Raw genomic sequence first — 17032 nt, 5'->3', positions numbered from 1 at the left:
TATGGAGAAAACGATGGAGAGCCGGTCGATCACCTTGCGTCACAGCCTCTACGGCGCCCTGGCATTCACCCTGCTGGCCGGCTCGTGGCTGTGGATCTTCGACTATCTCGTCACCGACCGACTGGACCTTGACCGGGACGCACTGATCGTCGTCCTCCGGGTGAAATCGATCACGACCATCGTCTTCCAGACGCTGCTGGTCGGTGCGCTGATCTCCGTGTTTGCCCGCCGTGCCGACACCGCGGCCGGCGGGGTATGCCACGCCGGGACGGCCGCGGCCGGGGCAACGAGCGCCCCCGTTGCACACCGGCCGTTCCATCCGACGGAAATCGACAACGGGGCGCATTGGCGATATTCGCTGGACCCCCCCTACGGCCCAGACAGCAACGACGACTCAGCAGGCCAGGGCGTCGAGACGGACCGTGGCCCAGGACTGAAGGCAATTGGATGGCGATGATCCGGGGGCACCAAGTGCGACAGAGGCCTCGTCAGTAACGGAGTCGCTCTCACTCCCGTACGCGGTCCTAGAAGGCAACGGGCGAACGCCGCCCCTTACCGGCCATCCCGGTGCCGGACCCGCCATGTCAGCCAGCCGTTCAGGCAGACCAGTGCGAGGACGATCAGGGGCGGGACACTGTGGGCATATTCGCCGTGGGACAGCACGGTGCCGGCGGCAGCGGCCATGACCCCGGCCGCCAGCACGCTGCCGGCAAGGCGCGAGGCGGGCACGGCGATCAGCACCGCCGCGATCCATTCCGCCATGCCGGTCACGTAGTGGAACCAGCCCGGATACCCCCAGCGCTGGTAATCGTCGAGGATTTCCGGTGATGCGAAGACGTTGAGCGTTCCACCCAGAACGAAGAACGGGGCCAGCAGGCCCGCGTAGATATGCCGCCAGGGAAGGGCCTTCATGTCGTGTCTCTCCTTATCGACACATGAATGATGTCGTGTGCGGGCGAGGCCGACTCCGCGCCGTCCTGTCGTCATCCATCGGGATCGCCCGCGCGCCCGCAGGGGCGCCGCCGTCGGACATCCGCTGCCCGGTCCCTGACAGGTCGGCGGGCCAGCGCCGCCGGTTCACTCGTTGACCGGACAGGTTCTCAGGACGTGGCGGGCGGGGGAAGGGAAGGCGACAGGCAACGGCCGGGCCGGTGACCCGGGCCTCGCCGTGCGGGCCCGGGCGAGACGTTCACACATCCCGCCGGATTCCCGCGGTGCGGCAGGGCGCGCGCCGTTCGGCGGCGAGCTATTCCGTCTCCTCGGCACGTCTGCGCAGTTTCGCGAGGAGGTTGAGCAGGGTTTCCCGTTCCGCCTCGCTGAGCGTCGCCGTGAAGCCGTCGTTGACCCGGTCCGCGACCGGCCGGACCTCTCTCAGTCGCGTCGCCCCCGCGGCGGTCAGGTGAACGCGCTTCTGCCGCGCGTCGCCCGGGTCGGCCCGGCGCGCGATCAGGCCGCGGCGCTCCATGCGGTTGAGCATCTCGGCGAGCGTGGCCTTGGACGTGGCGCTCGCGCGACTGAGTGCCGCCTGGTCCAGCTCGCCCCCCCGGTCCAGGGCCTCGAGCACCGCGAACTGAGGCTTCGTCATGTCCGGCACCTGCTCCGCCCAGCGGGCCGTGTGCGTCTGCAGGATCACCCGCAACACGTGGAAGAGCGTGCGCTCGAACATCGCCATCGTGACCCGTTTATCGTTCGTATAGGAACAGTATTGCACGCCGCTTCGCCGTGGGCCTAAACTGGAATTAGATCGTATACGAACGATTTGTCGGGCAACCAGTCCGCCTCCTCCGTCACGGGACGGGGTGGGCGGCCCACCGGGACGGGCCATCGAACGGCAGCGCACGTCCCGCCCCCCCAGTCAGCAAGGAGGTCCCACCGTGGCATTCGATGATCTCAGATCGTTCCTGACGGCGCTCGAAGAGCACGGACAGCTCCTGCGGATCACCGACGAGGTCCTCCCCGAGCCCGATCTCGCGGCGGCGGCGAATGCCGCGGGACGTATCGGCGAGAAGGCCCCGGGGCTGTATTTCGACAATATCGCGGGCTTCACGAAGGCGAAGGTCGCACTCAACACGCTGGGATCGTGGCCCAACCACGCGATCGCCATGGGGCTCCCGCCGCTGACGCCGACGAGGCAGCAGGTGGACGAGTTCATTCGCCGGTGGGATACGTTTCCCGTCTCGCCGGAGCACCGCGACGACCCGCCCTGGGCGGAGAACAGTGTTGCGGGTGACGCCGTCAACCTGTTCGACATCCTGCCCTTCTTCCGTCTGAATGACGGTGACGGCAGTTACTATATCGACAAGGCGGCGGTGGTTTCGCGGGACCCGGATGACCCGGAGAGCTTCGACAAGCAGAACGTCGGCATCTACCGCATGCAGGTTAAGGGCAAACGCCGCCTCGCGATCCAGCCGGTGCCGGTGCATGACATCGCGATCCATCTGCGCACGGCGGAAGAACGCGGCGAGGATCTGCCGGTGGCGATCACGATCGGCAACGACCCGATCATCACGCTGATGGCGTCCACGCCGCTGCGCTACGACCAGTCGGAATACGAAATGGCCGGCGCGCTGCGCGAGGCGGGCTATCCGGTCGCCGCGGCACCGCTGACCGGTTTCGACGTGCCGTGGGGCTCGGAGGTCGTGATCGAGGGCGTGATCGAAGGCCGCGAGCGCGAGCTCGAGGGCCCGTTCGGCGAGTTCACCGGCAACTATTCCGGCGGCCACAGCATGCCGGTGATCCGCGTCGACCGCGTTTCCTTCCGTACCGATCCGATCTTCGAATCGCTGTATCTCGGTATGCCCTGGACCGAGGTCGACTACCTGATCGGGCCCGCGACCTGCGTGCCGATCTACAAGCAGCTCAAGGCCGAATTCCCGGAGGTCGAGGCGGTCAACGCCATGTATACCCATGGGCTGCTCGCCATCATTTCGACGGCGAAACGCTACGGCGGCTTCGCCAAGGCCGTCGGCACGCGCGCCATGACGACGCCCCACGGGCTCGGGTATCTCAAGATGATCATCATGGTCGACGAGGACGTGGACCCGTTCAACCTGCCGCAGGTGATGTGGGCCCTGTCGACCAAGGTGAATCCCGCCGGGGATATCGTGCAGCTGCCGAACATGTCGGTCGTCGCCCTCGATCCGGGCTCCTCGCCCGCGGGCATCACCGACAAGCTGGTAATCGACGCGACCACCCCTGTCTCCCCGGACCGGCGTGGCAATTACGGCATGCCGGTCAAGGACCTGCCGGAGACGGCGGAATGGATTACCCGTCTACAGAACCTGATCGCGGAGGGAAACTGAACCATGAGCGAAGAAACCGGCAGCATCTGTCCCCGCTGCGGCGCCGGGGGCGTCGACGTCCTGTTCGAGAGCCCGGTTACCGGCGTCTGGGAGGTGCGGCAATGCGACACCTGCCTGTACACCTGGCGTACGAGCGAACCCCCGCGCCGCTCTGACCGCGCCCATTACCCCGACGCCTTCCGCATGACGGAGGCCGACATGAACCACGCCGAGGCGATCCCGACGGTCCCGCCGCTGAAGGTGTCGGACCGGGAGTGACGTCCCGCGGGCGGTGACGGCCGTACGCCGGGCGGAGAAGACGATCCCGCCGCCTCGTGGCACGCGCGGTATCACGCCGTCGCGCGGTGACGGCCGCCCGTGTAAGGGGGCGTTTGCGCCGGGATCGCATCGGCGCGGGCAAAAGGCGACGCCCCCGGGCAGGCCGGCTCCGATTACACCGGGGAAGGACATCGGCGGCGCTCAGGCTGGTGAGCCGGCTCCGGACCCCCTGTCACACTGTCCGGCCACGCGGACGCGACGGGGCTTTCGTGCTGAATGTCCGGGCCTGTGGATGTACGATACGGCCATGATGCCGTCAGAACCCGCCCGCGCCGGCGAATACCGCCGTGCCCGGGGACGCCCGTGACACTGACCACGACGGCTCCCGATACGACGGCAAGTGCTACGGGCACCGGTCTGTAGCACCGCCGGCGCATCGGGGGGCGACACGCTCAACGTAACCCGCTGATACGACGATGCCGACTCACTGCATCCACGACAGTCGACCTGAACGCACCGATGGCGCCAGAGACCGCGCCACTACGCGGTTTCAGCCGGACCGGCGCCTGTCCGTGGCGCCCATGATGGACTGGACCGACCGGCACTACCGCTACCTCATGCGGCTGATCACCGGCCGGACCCTGCTGTACACGGAGATGGTCCCGGCACAGGCGCTGTGGCACGGCCGCGCCGAGCGCTTCCTGCGCTTCGACGCCTGCGAGCACCCGGTCGCGCTTCAGGTCGGCGGTGCCGATCCCGAACAGCTCGCCCATGCCGCAGCGCTCGCCGAACGGTGGGGCTACGACCAGGTCGATCTGAACTGCGGCTGCCCCAGCGACCGAGTCCAGTCCGGGCGCTTCGGCGCCTGCCTGATGGCCGAGCCGGCACTGGTCGCCGACATGGTCGCGGCGATGCGCGCGGCGACACGGCTGCCGGTGACGGTGAAGACACGCATCGGTATCGATCACCAGGACAGCGAGGCCTTCCTGGCGCGTTTCGTCGAGACCGTCGCGGGCGCCGGCTGCAGCTCGTTCACGATCCACGCCCGAAAGGCCTGGCTGAAGGGGTTGAGCCCGAAGGAGAACCGCAACATCCCGCCGCTGGACTATGACCGGGTCGAGCGGCTGCACGCGGCGTTCCCCGGGGTGGAGGTCGTGCTGAACGGCGGGGTCATGGACCTGGACGAGGCCGAGGCGCTGCTGGCGCGCTTCGACGGGGTGATGATCGGCCGGGCCGCCTACCAGACGCCCTTCGTTCTCGCCGAGGCGGACCGCCGGGTGTTCGGCGAGGCAACGCCGCTACCGGACCGGGTCGCCGTGGTCGAGGCCTACATGGACTACGTCGCCCGCGAGATCGCGGCGGGCGAGCGCCTCTCGCGGATGACCCGCCACCTGGTCGGCCTGTTCCAGGGCCTGCCCGGCGCCCGGGCCTGGCGCCGTCATCTCAGCGAGCACGGGCCGCGGCACGACGCCGACGCCACCGTGATCGCCGACGCCCTGGAGCACGTCGCCGGCGCCGCCGCCTGAGTCAGTCCCCGAGGCCGAAGAACGCGCGGGCGTTGCGCGTGGTCGCCTCGGCCAGCGCCTCCGCGCTCTCGCCGCGCAGTTCGGCGATGCGCCGGGCGATGTGGACGAGAAAGGCCGGCTCGTTGCGCCCGTGAGGCGGTTTCGGCCGCAGGTCCCGGGGCGGCAGGAACGGGGCATCCGTCTCCACCATCAGTCGGTCCCCCGGGATATCGCCGAGGCTCTCCCGCAGCGCGCTCCCGCGGCGCTCGTCGCAGACCCAGCCGGTGACCCCGATGTGGCAGTCCAGGTCGAGCAGGGGATGGAGCACGTCCCGGCCGTCGGTGAAACAGTGCACCACCGCCCCGGGGAGGGCGTCGCGGTAGTCGGCCAGGATCGCGGTAAAGCGCTCGGCGGCGTCGCGCTGGTGCAGGAAGACCGGCAGCCCGAGCTCGGCGGCGAGCTCCAGCTGCGCGGCGAAGGCCTTTTCCTGCGCCGGGCGTGGCGAGAAGTCCCGGTTGAAGTCCAGCCCGGTCTCGCCGATGGCCACGGTCTTCGACCGGCCGGCGAGGGCGCGGACCGCGGCCGCGGTGTCCGCGTCCCAGTCCGAGGCGTGATGGGGATGGACGCCGGCGGTATTCACGCAGTCCACCGTCTCCGCGGCCAGCGCCGCCGCGGCCTCAGAGCCCGCCATGTCGACACCCGTGAGCACCATGGCCTCAACCCCCGCCGCCCGGGCCCGTTCCATCACCGCATCGCGATCCGCGGCGAAGCGTCGGTGGGTGAGGTTGACCCCGATGTCCACCAGGGGGCGGAGTTGATCCATGGCGCGCTCCCGTTTCAAATGATGGCCCGGATGGTAACGCGGCGGCACCGGCGGTGTCGCCGCGACCCCGTGATACCCCTGTGGAGGGCGTGATGAACGAGCCGCTGGACTGGAATGCGATCCCGATGGAGTGGGTCGGCGACTACGTCGGCCGGCGGGCCGCGCTCACCCCGGACCGGTGTGCGCTGATCGAGGCGGAGACCGGCCGGCACTGGCGTTACGACGAGCTCGACGCCGCCGTGGCCCGCACCGCGCACTGGCTCACGGATACCCTCGGCGTCGGCCGGGGCGAGCGCCTGGGGCTGGTGACCCGCAATACGATCGAGGCTGTGCGGATCTATCTCGCCTGCGGGCGCGCCGGGATCGTGCTCGTGCCCCTCAGTCACCGTCTCGCCGCCGCCGAGATGACGGCACTCGTGCGCCGCAGCGGCGCCCGGGCGGTACTCGTCGATCCTGCCCTGGCCGATGCCGTCGCCGGGGTCGGCACGGACGGCGTCGACTGGCACCGGCTGGACGCGGATGCCGTCGCGGCCCAGGACGCCATGCCCGCGTCGCCCTCCGGGAATGTGGCCTTGGCGCTCAACGAGCCGTTCCTGTACGTGCACACCGGCGGCAGCACCGGCGTGCCCAAGCTCTGCATCGTCTCCCACCGGCAGATGACCTGGAACGCCCTGGAGCTCATCGCTGCCAGCCCGGCCGGCCTGGGCGAGCGCCGCGAGCTGCTGCTGTTCCCGCTCTATCACGTCGGCGGCTGGAACACGGTGACCCCGATCCTCCACGCCGGCGGCTGCGTGGTGCTGCTGCCCGCCTTCGATCCGGCCGCGGTACTCGACGCGGTCGCGGCGCACCGCGTGAACCACTTCGGCGCCGTGGAGGCGATGCTCCGTGCGATCAGCGCGACCCCCGGATTCCCCGATGCCGACCTGTCGTCGCTGGCCGGAATCACCACGGCGGGCGCGCCCTGCAGCGACGCGGCGATGGCGCCGTTCCGCGAGCGCGGGATCCCCGTGGGCCAGAGCTACGGCCAGACCGAGGCCGGGCCGTCGAACTTCATCCACCTCGGCCGCGGCGACGACCCGGAGGCGCTGGTCCGTCACTCGGGGAGCGTGGGCACCGCCTTCCCGCACTGTGACTACCGCATCGTCGCCGACGACGGCACCCCGGCGCCGCGGGGCGGGGCAGGGGAGCTGTGGCTGCGCAGCCCCCATGCGTTCGACGGCTACGTCGACGACCCGGAGCGCACCGCGGCCGTTCTCGACGCCGACGGCTGGGTCCACACCGGCGATCTCGCCCGCGAGGACGAGACCGGGCGTGTCACCATCGTTGGCCGCGTGGATAATGTGTTCGTGAGCGGCGGCGAGAACATCGCTCCGGAGGAGATCGAGACCGCGCTCCTCGCCCACGAGGCCATCGCGGAGGCAGGGGTCTACCCGGCCGCGGACCCGCGCTGGGGCGCAGTCCCGGTGGCGGTGCTCGTGCCGGCCGCCGGGACGAGCCTGCCGGACGCCGAGTCTCTGGGCGAGTGGCTGTCCGCCCGGCTCGCGCGCTTCAAACACCCGAGGCGCTACATCCGGGCACAGTCGCTGCCGCGTACCGGCACCGGAAAGATCGACCGTGGCGCGCTGGCCCGCGCCGGCGGCTCGTGATCGCCTCACCGCCCGCCACGGCGGGCCGACAACCAACGGACGGACCATGACTCACGCACGCGTACTCATCGTTGCCGGTTCCGACTCCGGCGGCGGCGCCGGCATCCAGGCCGACATCAAGGCCGTCACCGCCCTGCGTGGCTATGCCATGACGGCGATCACCGCGCTGACGGCGCAGAACACCCTCGGCGTCCAGGACGTCTTTCCGATACCGTCGGCATTCATCGCCGAGCAGATGCGCTCCGTGCTGGGCGACATCGGCGCCGACTGCATCAAGACGGGCATGCTCCACGACGCCCCCGTCATCGAAACGGTAGCGGAGATGCTAGAATCGATGGCGCCGGCGGTGCCCCTGGTCGTGGACCCGGTGATGGTCGCCCAGAGCGGGGACCGCCTGCTGCAGACCGCCGCGGTGGAGGCATTGCGCACGCGGCTGGTGCCGCGGGCGAGCCTCGTCACGCCCAACATCCCGGAGGCGGAGGTGCTGCTGGAGCGCCGGATACACGACGAGGCCGACCAGATCGCCGCCGCCGAGGCCCTGCTGGCGCTGGGATGCGGTGCGGTGCTGGTGAAGGGCGGGCACGCGGCCGGCGAGACCATCACCGACGTCCTCGCCACGCCGACGGGCACCGAGTGCCTGCGCCAGCCCCGGATCGCGACGGAGTGCACCCACGGCACCGGCTGCACGCTGGCCTCGGCGATCGCCGCCGGGGTCGCCCGGGGGATGGATCTCGCCGCCGCGGTCGCCCGCGCGCGACGCTACCTCCAGCGTGCCCTGGTCACGGCGACGCCGCTTGGCGGCGGTCACGGCCCAGTGAACCACATCCACACGGTTTCGGAGTTCGACGGGAATAGCGCATGATCCGGCTGTCCACCAAGAGCCGCTACGCGGTGAGCGCGCTGATGCATCTGGCCATCCACGGCGGCAAGACACCGGTGCCGCTGGCCGAGATCTCGGTATGCCAGGGGATATCGGTGTCCTACGTGGACCAGATCTTCACCCGCCTGCGTCACGCCGGGCTGGTGCAGGGCGTGCCCGGCCCCGGGGGCGGTTACCGCCTGACCCGCGATCCGGCGGAGCTCGGCGTCGGCGAGATCATTCGCGTGATGGAGGCCGACGGCCGCGGCGGCCCCCGCGGTGGCAGCGCGCTCACCCGCGCGCTGTGGGACAACCTCTCCCGGCGCCTGGACGCCTACCTGGACGACATCCGCCTCGCAGACTTCGTGCAGCGTCCGCAGATCCGCGAGGCCCTGGCCCGGCAGTACGCCGGCGGACAGTGGCGCTGCGACGTCTGCGGGGCGCTGGCGCACCGCAGCGCGCCGGCGGCGGAGGGCTACCGGGCGTGACCTACGTCGTCACCGAGCCCTGCATCCGCTGCAAGTACACGGACTGCGTCGAGGTCTGCCCGGTGGACTGCTTCCACGAGGGACCGAACTTCCTCGTGATCGACCCGCAGGAGTGCATCGACTGCGCGCTGTGCGAGTTCGAATGTCCGGTGGACGCCATCCACGCGGACGACCGCGTGCCGGCCGGCCAGGCGCATTTTCTGGAGATCAATGCCCGTCTCGCCGGGCAGTGGCCGGTGATCACGTCGATGAAGGCGCCGCCGGCGGACGCCGACGACTGGGCGGCGGTCACCGCCAAGCTCGATCAGCTCGAGGAATGAGCGCCGCGCCCGTAGCGCCGGGCGACGTAGTCCTCCACCAGCTCGACGAACTCCTCGCCGATGCGCTCGCCCTTGAGGGTGACGGTCTTCTCGCCGTCCTCGTAGACCGGGGCCACGGGCTTCTCGCCGGTGCCGGGCAGGCTGATGCCGAGGTTGGCATTGCGGCTCTCGCCGGGGCCGTTGACCACGCAGCCCATCACCGCGAGGGTCATGTTCTCGACACCGGGATAGTGGTTCCGCCACTCCGGCATGCGCTCGCGGACGTGATTCTGGATCTGCTCGGCAAGCTCCTGGAAGAAGGTGCTCGTGGTCCGCCCGCAGCCGGGGCAGGCGGTGACCAGCGGGGTGAATGCCCGCATGCCCATGGTCTGGAGCAGCTCCTGGGCGACCACCACCTCCCGGGTCCGGGACTCGCCGGGCTCGGGGGTGAGCGAGATGCGGATGGTGTCGCCGATGCCTTCCTGCAGGAGCACCGCCAGCGCCGCCGACGATGCCACGATGCCCTTGGAACCCATGCCGGCCTCCGTCAGGCCGAGATGCAGCGGGTAGTCGCAGCGCGCGGCGAGATCGCGATAGACCGTGATGAGGTCCTGCACCACGCTCATCTTGCACGAGAGGATGATGCGGTCGTGGGGCAGCCCCAGGGCCTCGGCCTTCTCGGCGGAGTCCAGCGCCGAGCGCACCACCGCCTGCTTCATCACGCTCGCCGGCGGGGCGGGCTCGGCCTGGCGCGCGTTCTCGTCCATCATCCGGGCCAGCAGGTCCTGGTCCAGGCTGCCCCAGTTCACGCCGATGCGTACCGGCTTGTCGAGGTCCCGGGCGATATCGATCATGGTCGCGAACTGCGGGTCGCGCCGGCGGCCCTTGCCGACGTTGCCCGGATTGATGCGCAACTTCGCCAGCGCCGCCGCGCAGTCCGGGTAGGCGGTGAGCAGACGGTGACCGTTGAAGTGGAAGTCCCCGACCAGGGGCACGTCCACACCCATGTCGTCGAGCCGGCGGCGGATCGCCGGCACCGCCGCGGCCGCGGCCTCGTTGTTGACGGTGATGCGCACCAGCTCCGAGCCGGCCCGCGCCAGGTCCGCGACCTGGACCGCCGTGCCGACCTCGTCGGCGGTATCGGTGTTGGTCATGGACTGAACGACGACGGGGGCATCGCCGCCGACGGTGACGCCGCCGACGTCGACGGGCACGCTGTGGCGCCGGTTAATCACGGATTCGGACATGGGACCTGGGTGTTCACGCATGCAGCGGGTGTAAGTCGGCCATGATACTAACCCGCTCGTGGGTAATACCACCTCTTCGCGTGCACGCACGCACCATGCACACGGCGCGGCGTGACGCCGGACGCAGACCCCGGACACGCCGCCAGAGCGCGGCCGTGCCGTACGCGACGGCGATGCCCACTGCTACACTGCATGCCTCGCGCCCACGGGCGCACGTCACGGAACGGAAGGATGGCGTTAGCTATGTCCGCGTCAGTCAGGCATCCGCTGCCGGGACGCCGCCTCGGTGTCCTCCTCGTGCTCATCGCGGCCGTGGCCACCGGCTGTACGGCCCTGCCGGTGGGGCAGGGCGGCGACAAGGCCGCGGCGGATCGTGCCTACGATGCCGGCCGCTACCGGGACGCCGCCAGCCGCTACCAGCACTACCTTGAAAGCGCACCCCGGGACCCGCATGCCTGGTACCGACTCGGTAACGCACGGGTCGAGCTCGGCCGGCTGCGCCCGGCGGAGACGGCCTTCTACCGGGCGCTGGACGCCGACCCGGCGATGGCCCGGGCCCGCCACAACCTGGGACTGGTACAGCTCCGGCTCGCCTGGCGCTCGCTGGTGGAGGCCCATTCGCGCCTGCCCGCGGATGCCGCCCGGGACAAGCGAACCGCCGCACTCGCCGCCTGCCTGCTCCAGGGGCTGGGGACCTGGCAGGGGCCCGGGCAGTGTCCACAACGCACAGATAACGAGGACGAGCCATGATCGACTGCTACAGCTGGCCGACACCCAACGGCCACAAGGTGCATATCGCACTGGAGGAAATGGGCCTGGACTACCGCGTCCACGGCGTGAACATCGGCAAGGGCGATCAGTTCGAGCCGGAGTTCCTGCGCATCAGCCCGAACAACAAGATCCCCGCCATCGTCGACGACGACGGACCGGAAGGCGGGCCGATCAGCGTCTTCGAGTCCGGTGCGATCCTGTTCTACCTCGCCGAGAAGACCGGGGAGTTCCTGCCGGCGAACGGCGAGGCCCGCTACCAGGTCATGGAGTGGCTGATGTTCCAGATGGGCGGGCTCGGCCCGATGCTCGGCCAGGCGCATCACTTCCGCAACTACGCGCCCAAGCACATTCAGTACGCCTACGACCGCTACACCAACGAGACGTCCCGGCTGTACCGGGTCATGGACCGCCGTCTCGGCGAGAGCGAGTGGCTGGCCGGCGGTGAGTACAGCATCGCCGACATCGCGGCCTATCCCTGGATCCGGCCCCACGCGAACCAGGGCCAGGACCTCACCGACTATCCGAACCTCAAGCGCTGGTACGACACCATCGAGGCCCGCCCGGCCGTGCAGCGCGGCGTGGCGGTACTCGCCGACGCCCGCCAGAACGGCTTCGACGAGGAGGCCAAGCGGCTGCTCTTCGGTGCCGGCCAGTACCAGCGCCGCTGAGATGCGGGCGCCTCAGGCGCCCCCGTCCTTCGACGGCGGTCGCAGGCCGGCCTCGATGAAGTCGAGGACGGTCTCGATCGCCGACTCCTCCGGCATCTCGCCTTCCCAGGTGGCATAGCGCTTGCCGAAGAAGTAGGTCATGCCGATCAGTGCCCAGGCGAGGGCCCGGGGGTCGCCCTGGCGCACCTCGCCGCGGGCCTGGGCCTCGGCGATGCCGCGCTCGTAACCGGCGAGCAGGGTCTCGTAGTAGCGCTGGTGCACGTCCGGGTCCACGAACTGGGACTGCATGACGATGCGGTAGAGGTTCTTGTGCGCGAGCGCGAAACGCAGGAACTGCCGGAAGCCCGTGCGCTCCACCTCGATGCGGTCGCTGCAGCCCCGGACCGCCTCGCTCTGGGACCGGCGGAGCTCGCGGCTCATGTGCTCCACCAGGGCCCGGAGGATGGCCTCCTTGGACGAGAAGTAGATGTAGAACGTGCCCTGGGCGACGCCGGCGCGGTGGGTGATGTTGCTGATCGAGGCGCTGTGAAACCCCTTCTCGCCGAACTCCTCCTCGGCTGCATCGAGCAGCTTCTGGCGCGTTCGCTCCCCACGGGCGGTGGCGGGTGTTACCGGTTTTGCCACGAACTGCCTCTCCTTCTTGTGTCTGACTGGCCGATCTCCGGGGCGCCCGGCGGCGCCCCGCATTCCCCGGCAGGGCACTGCGTCCCTGCACCGGCGCCGGCGCGGCACATGCACACCGGCACCGATATCGTCCTCGTGCGCCGACGCAGGCCCTCCATCGAGGTCCGACGCGGCCGGCGCACTCCGGCCGTATTCTGGCGTCGGCGGCCGGGGGCGTCCATACTCGCTCCTCGCAGAGCAGGAAGACCAGAATGCCGCAACATCCCGTAGACCGTTTGATCGAGATCATGGCCGCCCTGCGTAACCCCGACGGCGGCTGTCCATGGGACCTGGAGCAGGACTGGCAGAGCATCGTGCCGCACACCCTCGAGGAGGCCTACGAGGTGGCCGACACCATCGAGCGGGGCGACTACGATCATCTGCGCGACGAGCTCGGGGATCTGCTCTTCCAGGTCGTCTACTACGCCCGCTTCGCCGCCGAGGAGGGGCGTTTCGATTTCCACGATGTCGCCAGTGCCATCGCGGACAAGATCGTGCGCCGCCACCCCCACGTCTTCGGCGAGGCGGAGGAACGCGACGCGGACAGCCAGACCCGCGCCTGGGAGGCGATCAAGGCAGCGGAGCGGGCCCAGCGTGCCGACGGCGAGGGGCGTGAGCCGGGGCTGCTGGACGACGTCCCGCGCACGCTCCCGGCGCTCAGCCGAAGCATCAAGCTCCAGAAACGTGCCGCCCGGGTCGGCTTCGACTGGGAGGAGCCGCGGCCGGTGATCGCCAAGCTCCGCGAGGAGCTCGCCGAGCTGGAGGAGGCCATGGCCAGCGGCGACGGCGAGCACATTCACGAGGAGTACGGCGATCTGCTGTTCGCCTGCGCGAATCTCGGTCGCCACCTCGGCAGTGATCCCGAGCAGGCGCTACGGGCCGCCAACGACAAGTTCGAGCGCCGTTTCCGCGGTCTGGAATCCGTGCTGGCGAAAGCCGGACGGCAGCCCGGGGACTGCGATTTCGACACCCTGGAGGCCGCCTACCAGCAGGCCAAGGCGCGGGACAACGCGGCCGGCGCCGGGGACTGATCCCGCCGGCGCATACGCGGCCCTGCGGCCTGGCCCCTCGGCACCGGGACATACAGGGTCCGCCGCTCGAGGCGGTCGACATCGCCGGCACCGCGGGACGGGATGTTGGCTGCCAGAAGCAGCCAATCTACGGGAACCGTCGCCTGGCCGTGCAACCCCGAGACATACGAGATCGTCGCGGACGGCCACCCGGGCGGGTAGGTCGTGCACGACCGTAGGCCGTGTGCGACACCGCTGGGACCGGCCCGGAATGTCGCACGCCTTATGGCGCACGACCTACCCGAACGTCCATCCTCTATCCCGGAGCAGCTCGGGCAGGTCGTGCACGGCCGCGGGCCGTGTGCGACGCTGTCGGGACCCGTCCGGGATGTCACACGCCTGCGGTGCACGACCTGCCCGAACGTCCATCCGCCCCCCGGACCAGGATCAACGTCCCTGGTTGTTCACACGGACCTGCTGGCAACGTCGGCCGGGTTGCCCCTCCGCTCTCCCGGGGAGGTGGCGAGTGAACAACCTGCCGGAAGATCACAGCTGGTCGTGATCTTCCAGCAGCAGCACGTGCAGCCGCCGTGGTCCATGCGCCCCGAGCTCGATGGTCTGCTCCACATCCCCGGTGCGCGACGGCCCGGTGATGAAGTTCACCGTCCGGGGCAGATCGCCGTCGGCGTGCAGCCGCGCCCAGGCAGTCTCCATGTAGTCCACGACGTCGCCGGCCCGTAGCACCACGACGTGATGCTCGGGGAGGAAGTTCAGGCTCGTGGGGTTGTCCGGCCCGGAGCGGAGGACCAGCGTCCCGGTCTCCGCGATGCCCGCCACCGCCACGGTCACCGACGCCGGTGCCGTATGCACGCCGTCGATCCCGTCGGCCACGGCCACTTCCTGCGGCCATTCCAGCCCGGCGAGGAGCGGGTCGGCACCGAGCTGTACCGGCCCGCCGGGCGCCCCGGCATCGAGCAGCACCCGGGCCACCGCCGCGGGGATATCCGCGGGGGAGGCGATCCGCTCCGAGGTGGCCGCCGCGGCCTCCAGGCGCGTGAGCAGCCGCGTGACGTCGTCGCCGCTCCACTCCGGGCGCGGTGCGGGTGCCGCCATCAGCGCCCGGCGTTCCGCCCCGATGGCCTCCGGATCGGGGCTCGCCTCGCGACCGAGGGCGCGGCGAATGGTGGCGAAGAACCGCTGTGCCGTGTCGCTCATGCGTCCTCCTTGCGCTTCGCCCGCCAGGCCGCCTGGAACGTCGTACCCGACGGCAGGGGCAGATCGCGGGCGTCCGTCCAGCCGCCGGCCAGGGGCATGCGCCGCGCGGCACCGCCGCGGCGGCCGCCGAGCCAGCGCAGCACCCGGACGCCGATTCGTGCGAGGGGGTGATACAGGCGCGGACGCCGCGCCACCCAGCCCCAGGCCTGCAGCGCCCAACGGGTCGTCCGCTGCCCCAGGTGGGCGTCGAACTGCCAGTCCCGCAGGTGGCGGATGAGGTCGGGCAGGGGGATCTTCACCGGGCAGACGCTGCCGCAGCGCCCGTTCAGGGTGCAGGCGTTGGGCAGGTCCACGGTACCGTCCAGACCACGGAACATCGGTGTGAGCACCTGGCCCATGGGGCCGGGGTAGACCCAGCCGTAGGTATGGCCGCCCACGGCGCCGTAGACCGGGCAGTGGTTCATGCACGCACCGCAGCGGATGCAGCGGAGCATGGAGCGGAACTCGTTGCCGAGCATGCCCGTGCGGCCGTTGTCGAGGAGGACCACGTGGTACTCGTCCGGGCCGTCGGGATCGTCCGGGCGCCGCCCGCCGGTGAGGAAGGTCGTGTAGGCGCTCATGTCCTGGCCGGTGGCGCTGCGCCCGAGCAGGCGCAGCATCGTCGAGGCCTCCTCGGTACCGGGCACGAGCTTCTCGATGCCTGCAATGACAATGTGCACCCGGGGCAGGGTGGTGCCGAGATCGGCATTGCCCTCGTTGGTGACCAGCGTCACCGTGCCGGTGTCGGCGATCAGGAAGTTCGCGCCGCTGATGTCGACGTCCGCCTCCAGGAAACGCTCGCGCAGCACCTGCCGTGCCTCGGCCACCAGCTCCGGGGCCGGGCGCAGCGGGCCGTCGATGCGGTGATGGTGATGCTCGTCGAACAGCCGCGTGATCTCCGCCCGGGTCTTGTGTACCGCCGGCGCGATGATGTGGCTCGGCGGCTCCTTCGCGAGCTGGATGATGTACTCGCCGAGGTCCGTCTCCACGAGCTCGTGCTCGCGCTCCAGGGCCTCGTTGAGCGAGATCTCCTCGCCCGCCATGGTCTTGGACTTGATCACCCGCCGGGCGCCGGCGTCGCGGCAGATGCCGAGGATGATCTCGCGGGCCGCCGCGTCGTCGCCGGCATAGTGCACCTGGCCGCCGCGCTCGCTGACGTTCGCGGTAAAGCGGGCGAGGTAGTGGTCCAGGTTCGCCAGGGTGTGGTCCTTGATCGCCGCGCCGCGCTCGCGCAGCGCCTCGAAGTCCGGAAAGGCCTCGACCGCGCCGGCGCGCTTGGTGACGAATCCGCCCTTGGCCGAGGCCAGGGCGGTACGCAGGTTGTCGTCGGCGAGGGCGGCGCGCGCATTCGCCTTGAACGTGTGGGTCCGGGCCTCCATCAGCCGTCCTCCTCGCCGATGGCCGGCGCGTCGCCCATGTCCGCGAGGACCTCGGCGGCGTGATAGACGCGCACGCCGGAGCCGCGCCGCCGCAGCCGCCCGGCGATGTTCATCAGGCAGCCGAGATCGCCGGCGAGCACGGTCTCTGCGCCGCTCTCCTCGATGCGCGTGCTCTTGTCGTCCACCAGGCGCTCGGAGATCTCCGGGTACTTCACGCAGAACGTCCCGCCGAAGCCGCAGCAGACCTCGGTGTCCGTCATCTCCGTGATCGTGAGCCCCTCCACGCTGCCCAGCAGCGTCCGCGGCTGGGCCTTCACGCCCAGCTGGCGCAGCCCGGAGCAGCTGTCGTGATAGGTGGCGTTCGCCGGGAAGCGCGCCGTCACGCCGCTCATGCCCCGCACGTCGACGAGGAAGGCAAACAGCTCCCAGCTGCGTGCCGCCAGGGCCTCCGCGCGCTCACGCCAGGGATCGTCGTCCTCGAAGAGCTCCGGGTACTTGCGGAGCTGGCCGATGCACGAGCCGGAGGGGCCGACCACGTAGTCACAGTCCTCGAACACCTCGATGGTCTGGCGCGCCAGTGCCCGGGTATCGTCGAGGTCGCCGCTGTTGTAGGCCGGCTGGCCGCAGCAGGTCTGGCCTTCGGGCACCTCCACGGTGCAGCCTGCCTGCTCGAGCAGCCGGACCGAGGCGAAACCGACACGGGGGCGGAACAGATCCACGAGGCAGGTCACGAACAGCCCGACCCGGGGCCGTCCGCTTGTCGTCGCTTCAGTCATGTTGTCACAACCGGGGCCGTCGTTTTTGGTCAGACCACGTTACCCGCGGGGGGCGGAAAGCTCAACCGGCCGGCGACCGTTTGA

19 protein-coding genes are annotated in these 17032 nt (G+C 70.2%); 11 read left to right on the top strand and 8 right to left on the bottom strand.

What is annotated here, in order from left to right; translation table 11 throughout:
- Nucleotides 1–13 precede the first annotated feature (13 nt).
- The gene (locus tag ACEZHJ_RS14200) at nucleotides 14–457 is read left to right on the top strand and encodes a hypothetical protein (RefSeq protein WP_163138855.1); all 444 of its coding nucleotides are present in this window, start codon (nucleotides 14–16) and stop codon (nucleotides 455–457) included.
- Nucleotides 458–552: 95 nt separating this feature from the next.
- Here ACEZHJ_RS14200 and ACEZHJ_RS14195 read toward each other — a convergent pair whose 3' ends face one another.
- Nucleotides 553–912: a DoxX family protein gene (locus tag ACEZHJ_RS14195; protein WP_163138856.1), complete on the bottom strand. Its 360-nt coding sequence runs from the start codon at nucleotides 910–912 to the stop codon at nucleotides 553–555.
- Nucleotides 913–1246: 334 nt separating this feature from the next.
- Nucleotides 1247–1672 carry a MarR family winged helix-turn-helix transcriptional regulator gene (locus ACEZHJ_RS14190; RefSeq protein WP_163138857.1) on the bottom strand — a complete coding sequence of 142 codons (426 nt, stop codon included), beginning with the start codon at nucleotides 1670–1672 and terminating at the stop codon, nucleotides 1247–1249.
- 202 nt (nucleotides 1673–1874) lie between these two features.
- On the opposite strand from ACEZHJ_RS14190, the gene ACEZHJ_RS14185 reads away from it, so the two are divergent.
- The 3 genes from ACEZHJ_RS14185 (at nucleotide 1875) to dusA (ending at nucleotide 5086) form a co-directional block, all read left to right on the top strand.
- Nucleotides 1875–3302, top strand: coding sequence for a non-oxidative hydroxyarylic acid decarboxylases subunit C (locus ACEZHJ_RS14185; protein ID WP_163138858.1), 1428 nt, complete (start codon nucleotides 1875–1877; stop codon nucleotides 3300–3302).
- Between the two features lie 3 nt (nucleotides 3303–3305).
- Nucleotides 3306–3560 (top strand): non-oxidative hydroxyarylic acid decarboxylases subunit D, encoded by a 255-nt coding sequence (locus tag ACEZHJ_RS14180; RefSeq protein WP_163138859.1) that lies wholly within the window; start codon nucleotides 3306–3308, stop codon nucleotides 3558–3560.
- A 476-nt stretch (nucleotides 3561–4036) separates the two neighbouring features.
- A complete protein-coding gene (gene dusA, locus ACEZHJ_RS14175) occupies nucleotides 4037–5086 on the top strand; it encodes a tRNA dihydrouridine(20/20a) synthase DusA (RefSeq protein ID WP_371807593.1) in 1050 nt (349 codons plus the stop codon).
- 1 nt (nucleotide 5087) lies between these two features.
- On the opposite strand, the gene ACEZHJ_RS14170 is transcribed toward dusA, so the two are convergent.
- On the bottom strand, nucleotides 5088–5888 hold the full coding sequence (locus ACEZHJ_RS14170) for a TatD family hydrolase (RefSeq protein WP_163138861.1): 801 nt from the start codon (nucleotides 5886–5888) through the stop codon (nucleotides 5088–5090).
- 92 nt (nucleotides 5889–5980) lie between these two features.
- Here ACEZHJ_RS14170 and ACEZHJ_RS14165 point away from each other — a divergent pair, with 92 nt between their 5' ends.
- The 4 genes from ACEZHJ_RS14165 to fdxA are packed head-to-tail and all read left to right on the top strand — an operon-like array spanning nucleotide 5981 to nucleotide 9201.
- The gene (locus ACEZHJ_RS14165) at nucleotides 5981–7534 is read left to right on the top strand and encodes a class I adenylate-forming enzyme family protein (protein ID WP_163138862.1); all 1554 of its coding nucleotides are present in this window, start codon (nucleotides 5981–5983) and stop codon (nucleotides 7532–7534) included.
- A gap of 46 nt (nucleotides 7535–7580) precedes the next feature.
- Nucleotides 7581–8396 carry a bifunctional hydroxymethylpyrimidine kinase/phosphomethylpyrimidine kinase gene (gene thiD, locus ACEZHJ_RS14160; RefSeq protein WP_163138863.1) on the top strand — a complete coding sequence of 272 codons (816 nt, stop codon included), beginning with the start codon at nucleotides 7581–7583 and terminating at the stop codon, nucleotides 8394–8396.
- Nucleotides 8396–8881, top strand: coding sequence for an Rrf2 family transcriptional regulator (locus ACEZHJ_RS14155; protein ID WP_371807594.1), 486 nt, complete (start codon nucleotides 8396–8398; stop codon nucleotides 8879–8881). The genes thiD and ACEZHJ_RS14155 overlap by 1 nt, the downstream gene beginning before the upstream one ends.
- Nucleotides 8878–9201 carry a ferredoxin FdxA gene (gene fdxA / locus ACEZHJ_RS14150; protein WP_163138865.1) on the top strand — a complete coding sequence of 108 codons (324 nt, stop codon included), beginning with the start codon at nucleotides 8878–8880 and terminating at the stop codon, nucleotides 9199–9201. Before ACEZHJ_RS14155 ends, fdxA begins: the two co-directional genes overlap by 4 nt.
- Here the strand turns inward: fdxA and ispG are convergent.
- Nucleotides 9186–10427, bottom strand: coding sequence for a flavodoxin-dependent (E)-4-hydroxy-3-methylbut-2-enyl-diphosphate synthase (ispG, locus tag ACEZHJ_RS14145; RefSeq protein WP_163138866.1), 1242 nt, complete (start codon nucleotides 10425–10427; stop codon nucleotides 9186–9188). The genes fdxA and ispG overlap by 16 nt on opposite strands.
- A gap of 243 nt (nucleotides 10428–10670) precedes the next feature.
- Here ispG and ACEZHJ_RS14140 point away from each other — a divergent pair, with 243 nt between their 5' ends.
- Both ACEZHJ_RS14140 and ACEZHJ_RS14135 read left to right on the top strand, forming a co-directional pair.
- Nucleotides 10671–11177, top strand: coding sequence for a tetratricopeptide repeat protein (locus ACEZHJ_RS14140; protein ID WP_163138867.1), 507 nt, complete (start codon nucleotides 10671–10673; stop codon nucleotides 11175–11177).
- On the top strand, nucleotides 11174–11866 hold the full coding sequence (locus ACEZHJ_RS14135) for a glutathione binding-like protein (protein ID WP_163138868.1): 693 nt from the start codon (nucleotides 11174–11176) through the stop codon (nucleotides 11864–11866). Before ACEZHJ_RS14140 ends, ACEZHJ_RS14135 begins: the two co-directional genes overlap by 4 nt.
- A 12-nt stretch (nucleotides 11867–11878) precedes the next feature.
- Here the strand turns inward: ACEZHJ_RS14135 and ACEZHJ_RS14130 are convergent, their stop codons facing one another.
- The gene (locus tag ACEZHJ_RS14130) at nucleotides 11879–12490 is read right to left on the bottom strand and encodes a TetR/AcrR family transcriptional regulator (RefSeq protein ID WP_163138869.1); all 612 of its coding nucleotides are present in this window, start codon (nucleotides 12488–12490) and stop codon (nucleotides 11879–11881) included.
- A 251-nt stretch (nucleotides 12491–12741) separates the two neighbouring features.
- Here ACEZHJ_RS14130 and mazG point away from each other — a divergent pair, with 251 nt between their 5' ends.
- Nucleotides 12742–13560 carry a nucleoside triphosphate pyrophosphohydrolase gene (gene mazG / locus ACEZHJ_RS14125; protein ID WP_163138870.1) on the top strand — a complete coding sequence of 273 codons (819 nt, stop codon included), beginning with the start codon at nucleotides 12742–12744 and terminating at the stop codon, nucleotides 13558–13560.
- 525 nt (nucleotides 13561–14085) lie between these two features.
- On the opposite strand, the gene ACEZHJ_RS14120 is transcribed toward mazG, so the two are convergent.
- The 3 genes from ACEZHJ_RS14120 to ACEZHJ_RS14110 are packed head-to-tail and all read right to left on the bottom strand — an operon-like array spanning nucleotide 14086 to nucleotide 16948.
- Nucleotides 14086–14754, bottom strand: coding sequence for an LUD domain-containing protein (locus tag ACEZHJ_RS14120; protein WP_163138871.1), 669 nt, complete (start codon nucleotides 14752–14754; stop codon nucleotides 14086–14088).
- Entirely contained in the window at nucleotides 14751–16172 is a 1422-nt protein-coding gene (locus ACEZHJ_RS14115; RefSeq protein WP_163138872.1) for a lactate utilization protein B, read from the bottom strand. Before ACEZHJ_RS14115 ends, ACEZHJ_RS14120 begins: the two co-directional genes overlap by 4 nt.
- Nucleotides 16172–16948 (bottom strand): (Fe-S)-binding protein, encoded by a 777-nt coding sequence (locus tag ACEZHJ_RS14110; protein ID WP_163138873.1) that lies wholly within the window; start codon nucleotides 16946–16948, stop codon nucleotides 16172–16174. The genes ACEZHJ_RS14115 and ACEZHJ_RS14110 overlap by 1 nt, the downstream gene beginning before the upstream one ends.
- Nucleotides 16949–17032: the final 84 nt, after the last annotated feature.

The sequence above is a fragment of the Arhodomonas sp. KWT2 genome, from assembly GCF_041949875.1.
Classification (GTDB): domain Bacteria; phylum Pseudomonadota; class Gammaproteobacteria; order Nitrococcales; family Nitrococcaceae; genus Arhodomonas; species Arhodomonas aquaeolei.
Note: the sequence above shows the minus strand (reverse complement) of the source record. Positions and strands in the feature narration are given on the sequence as shown.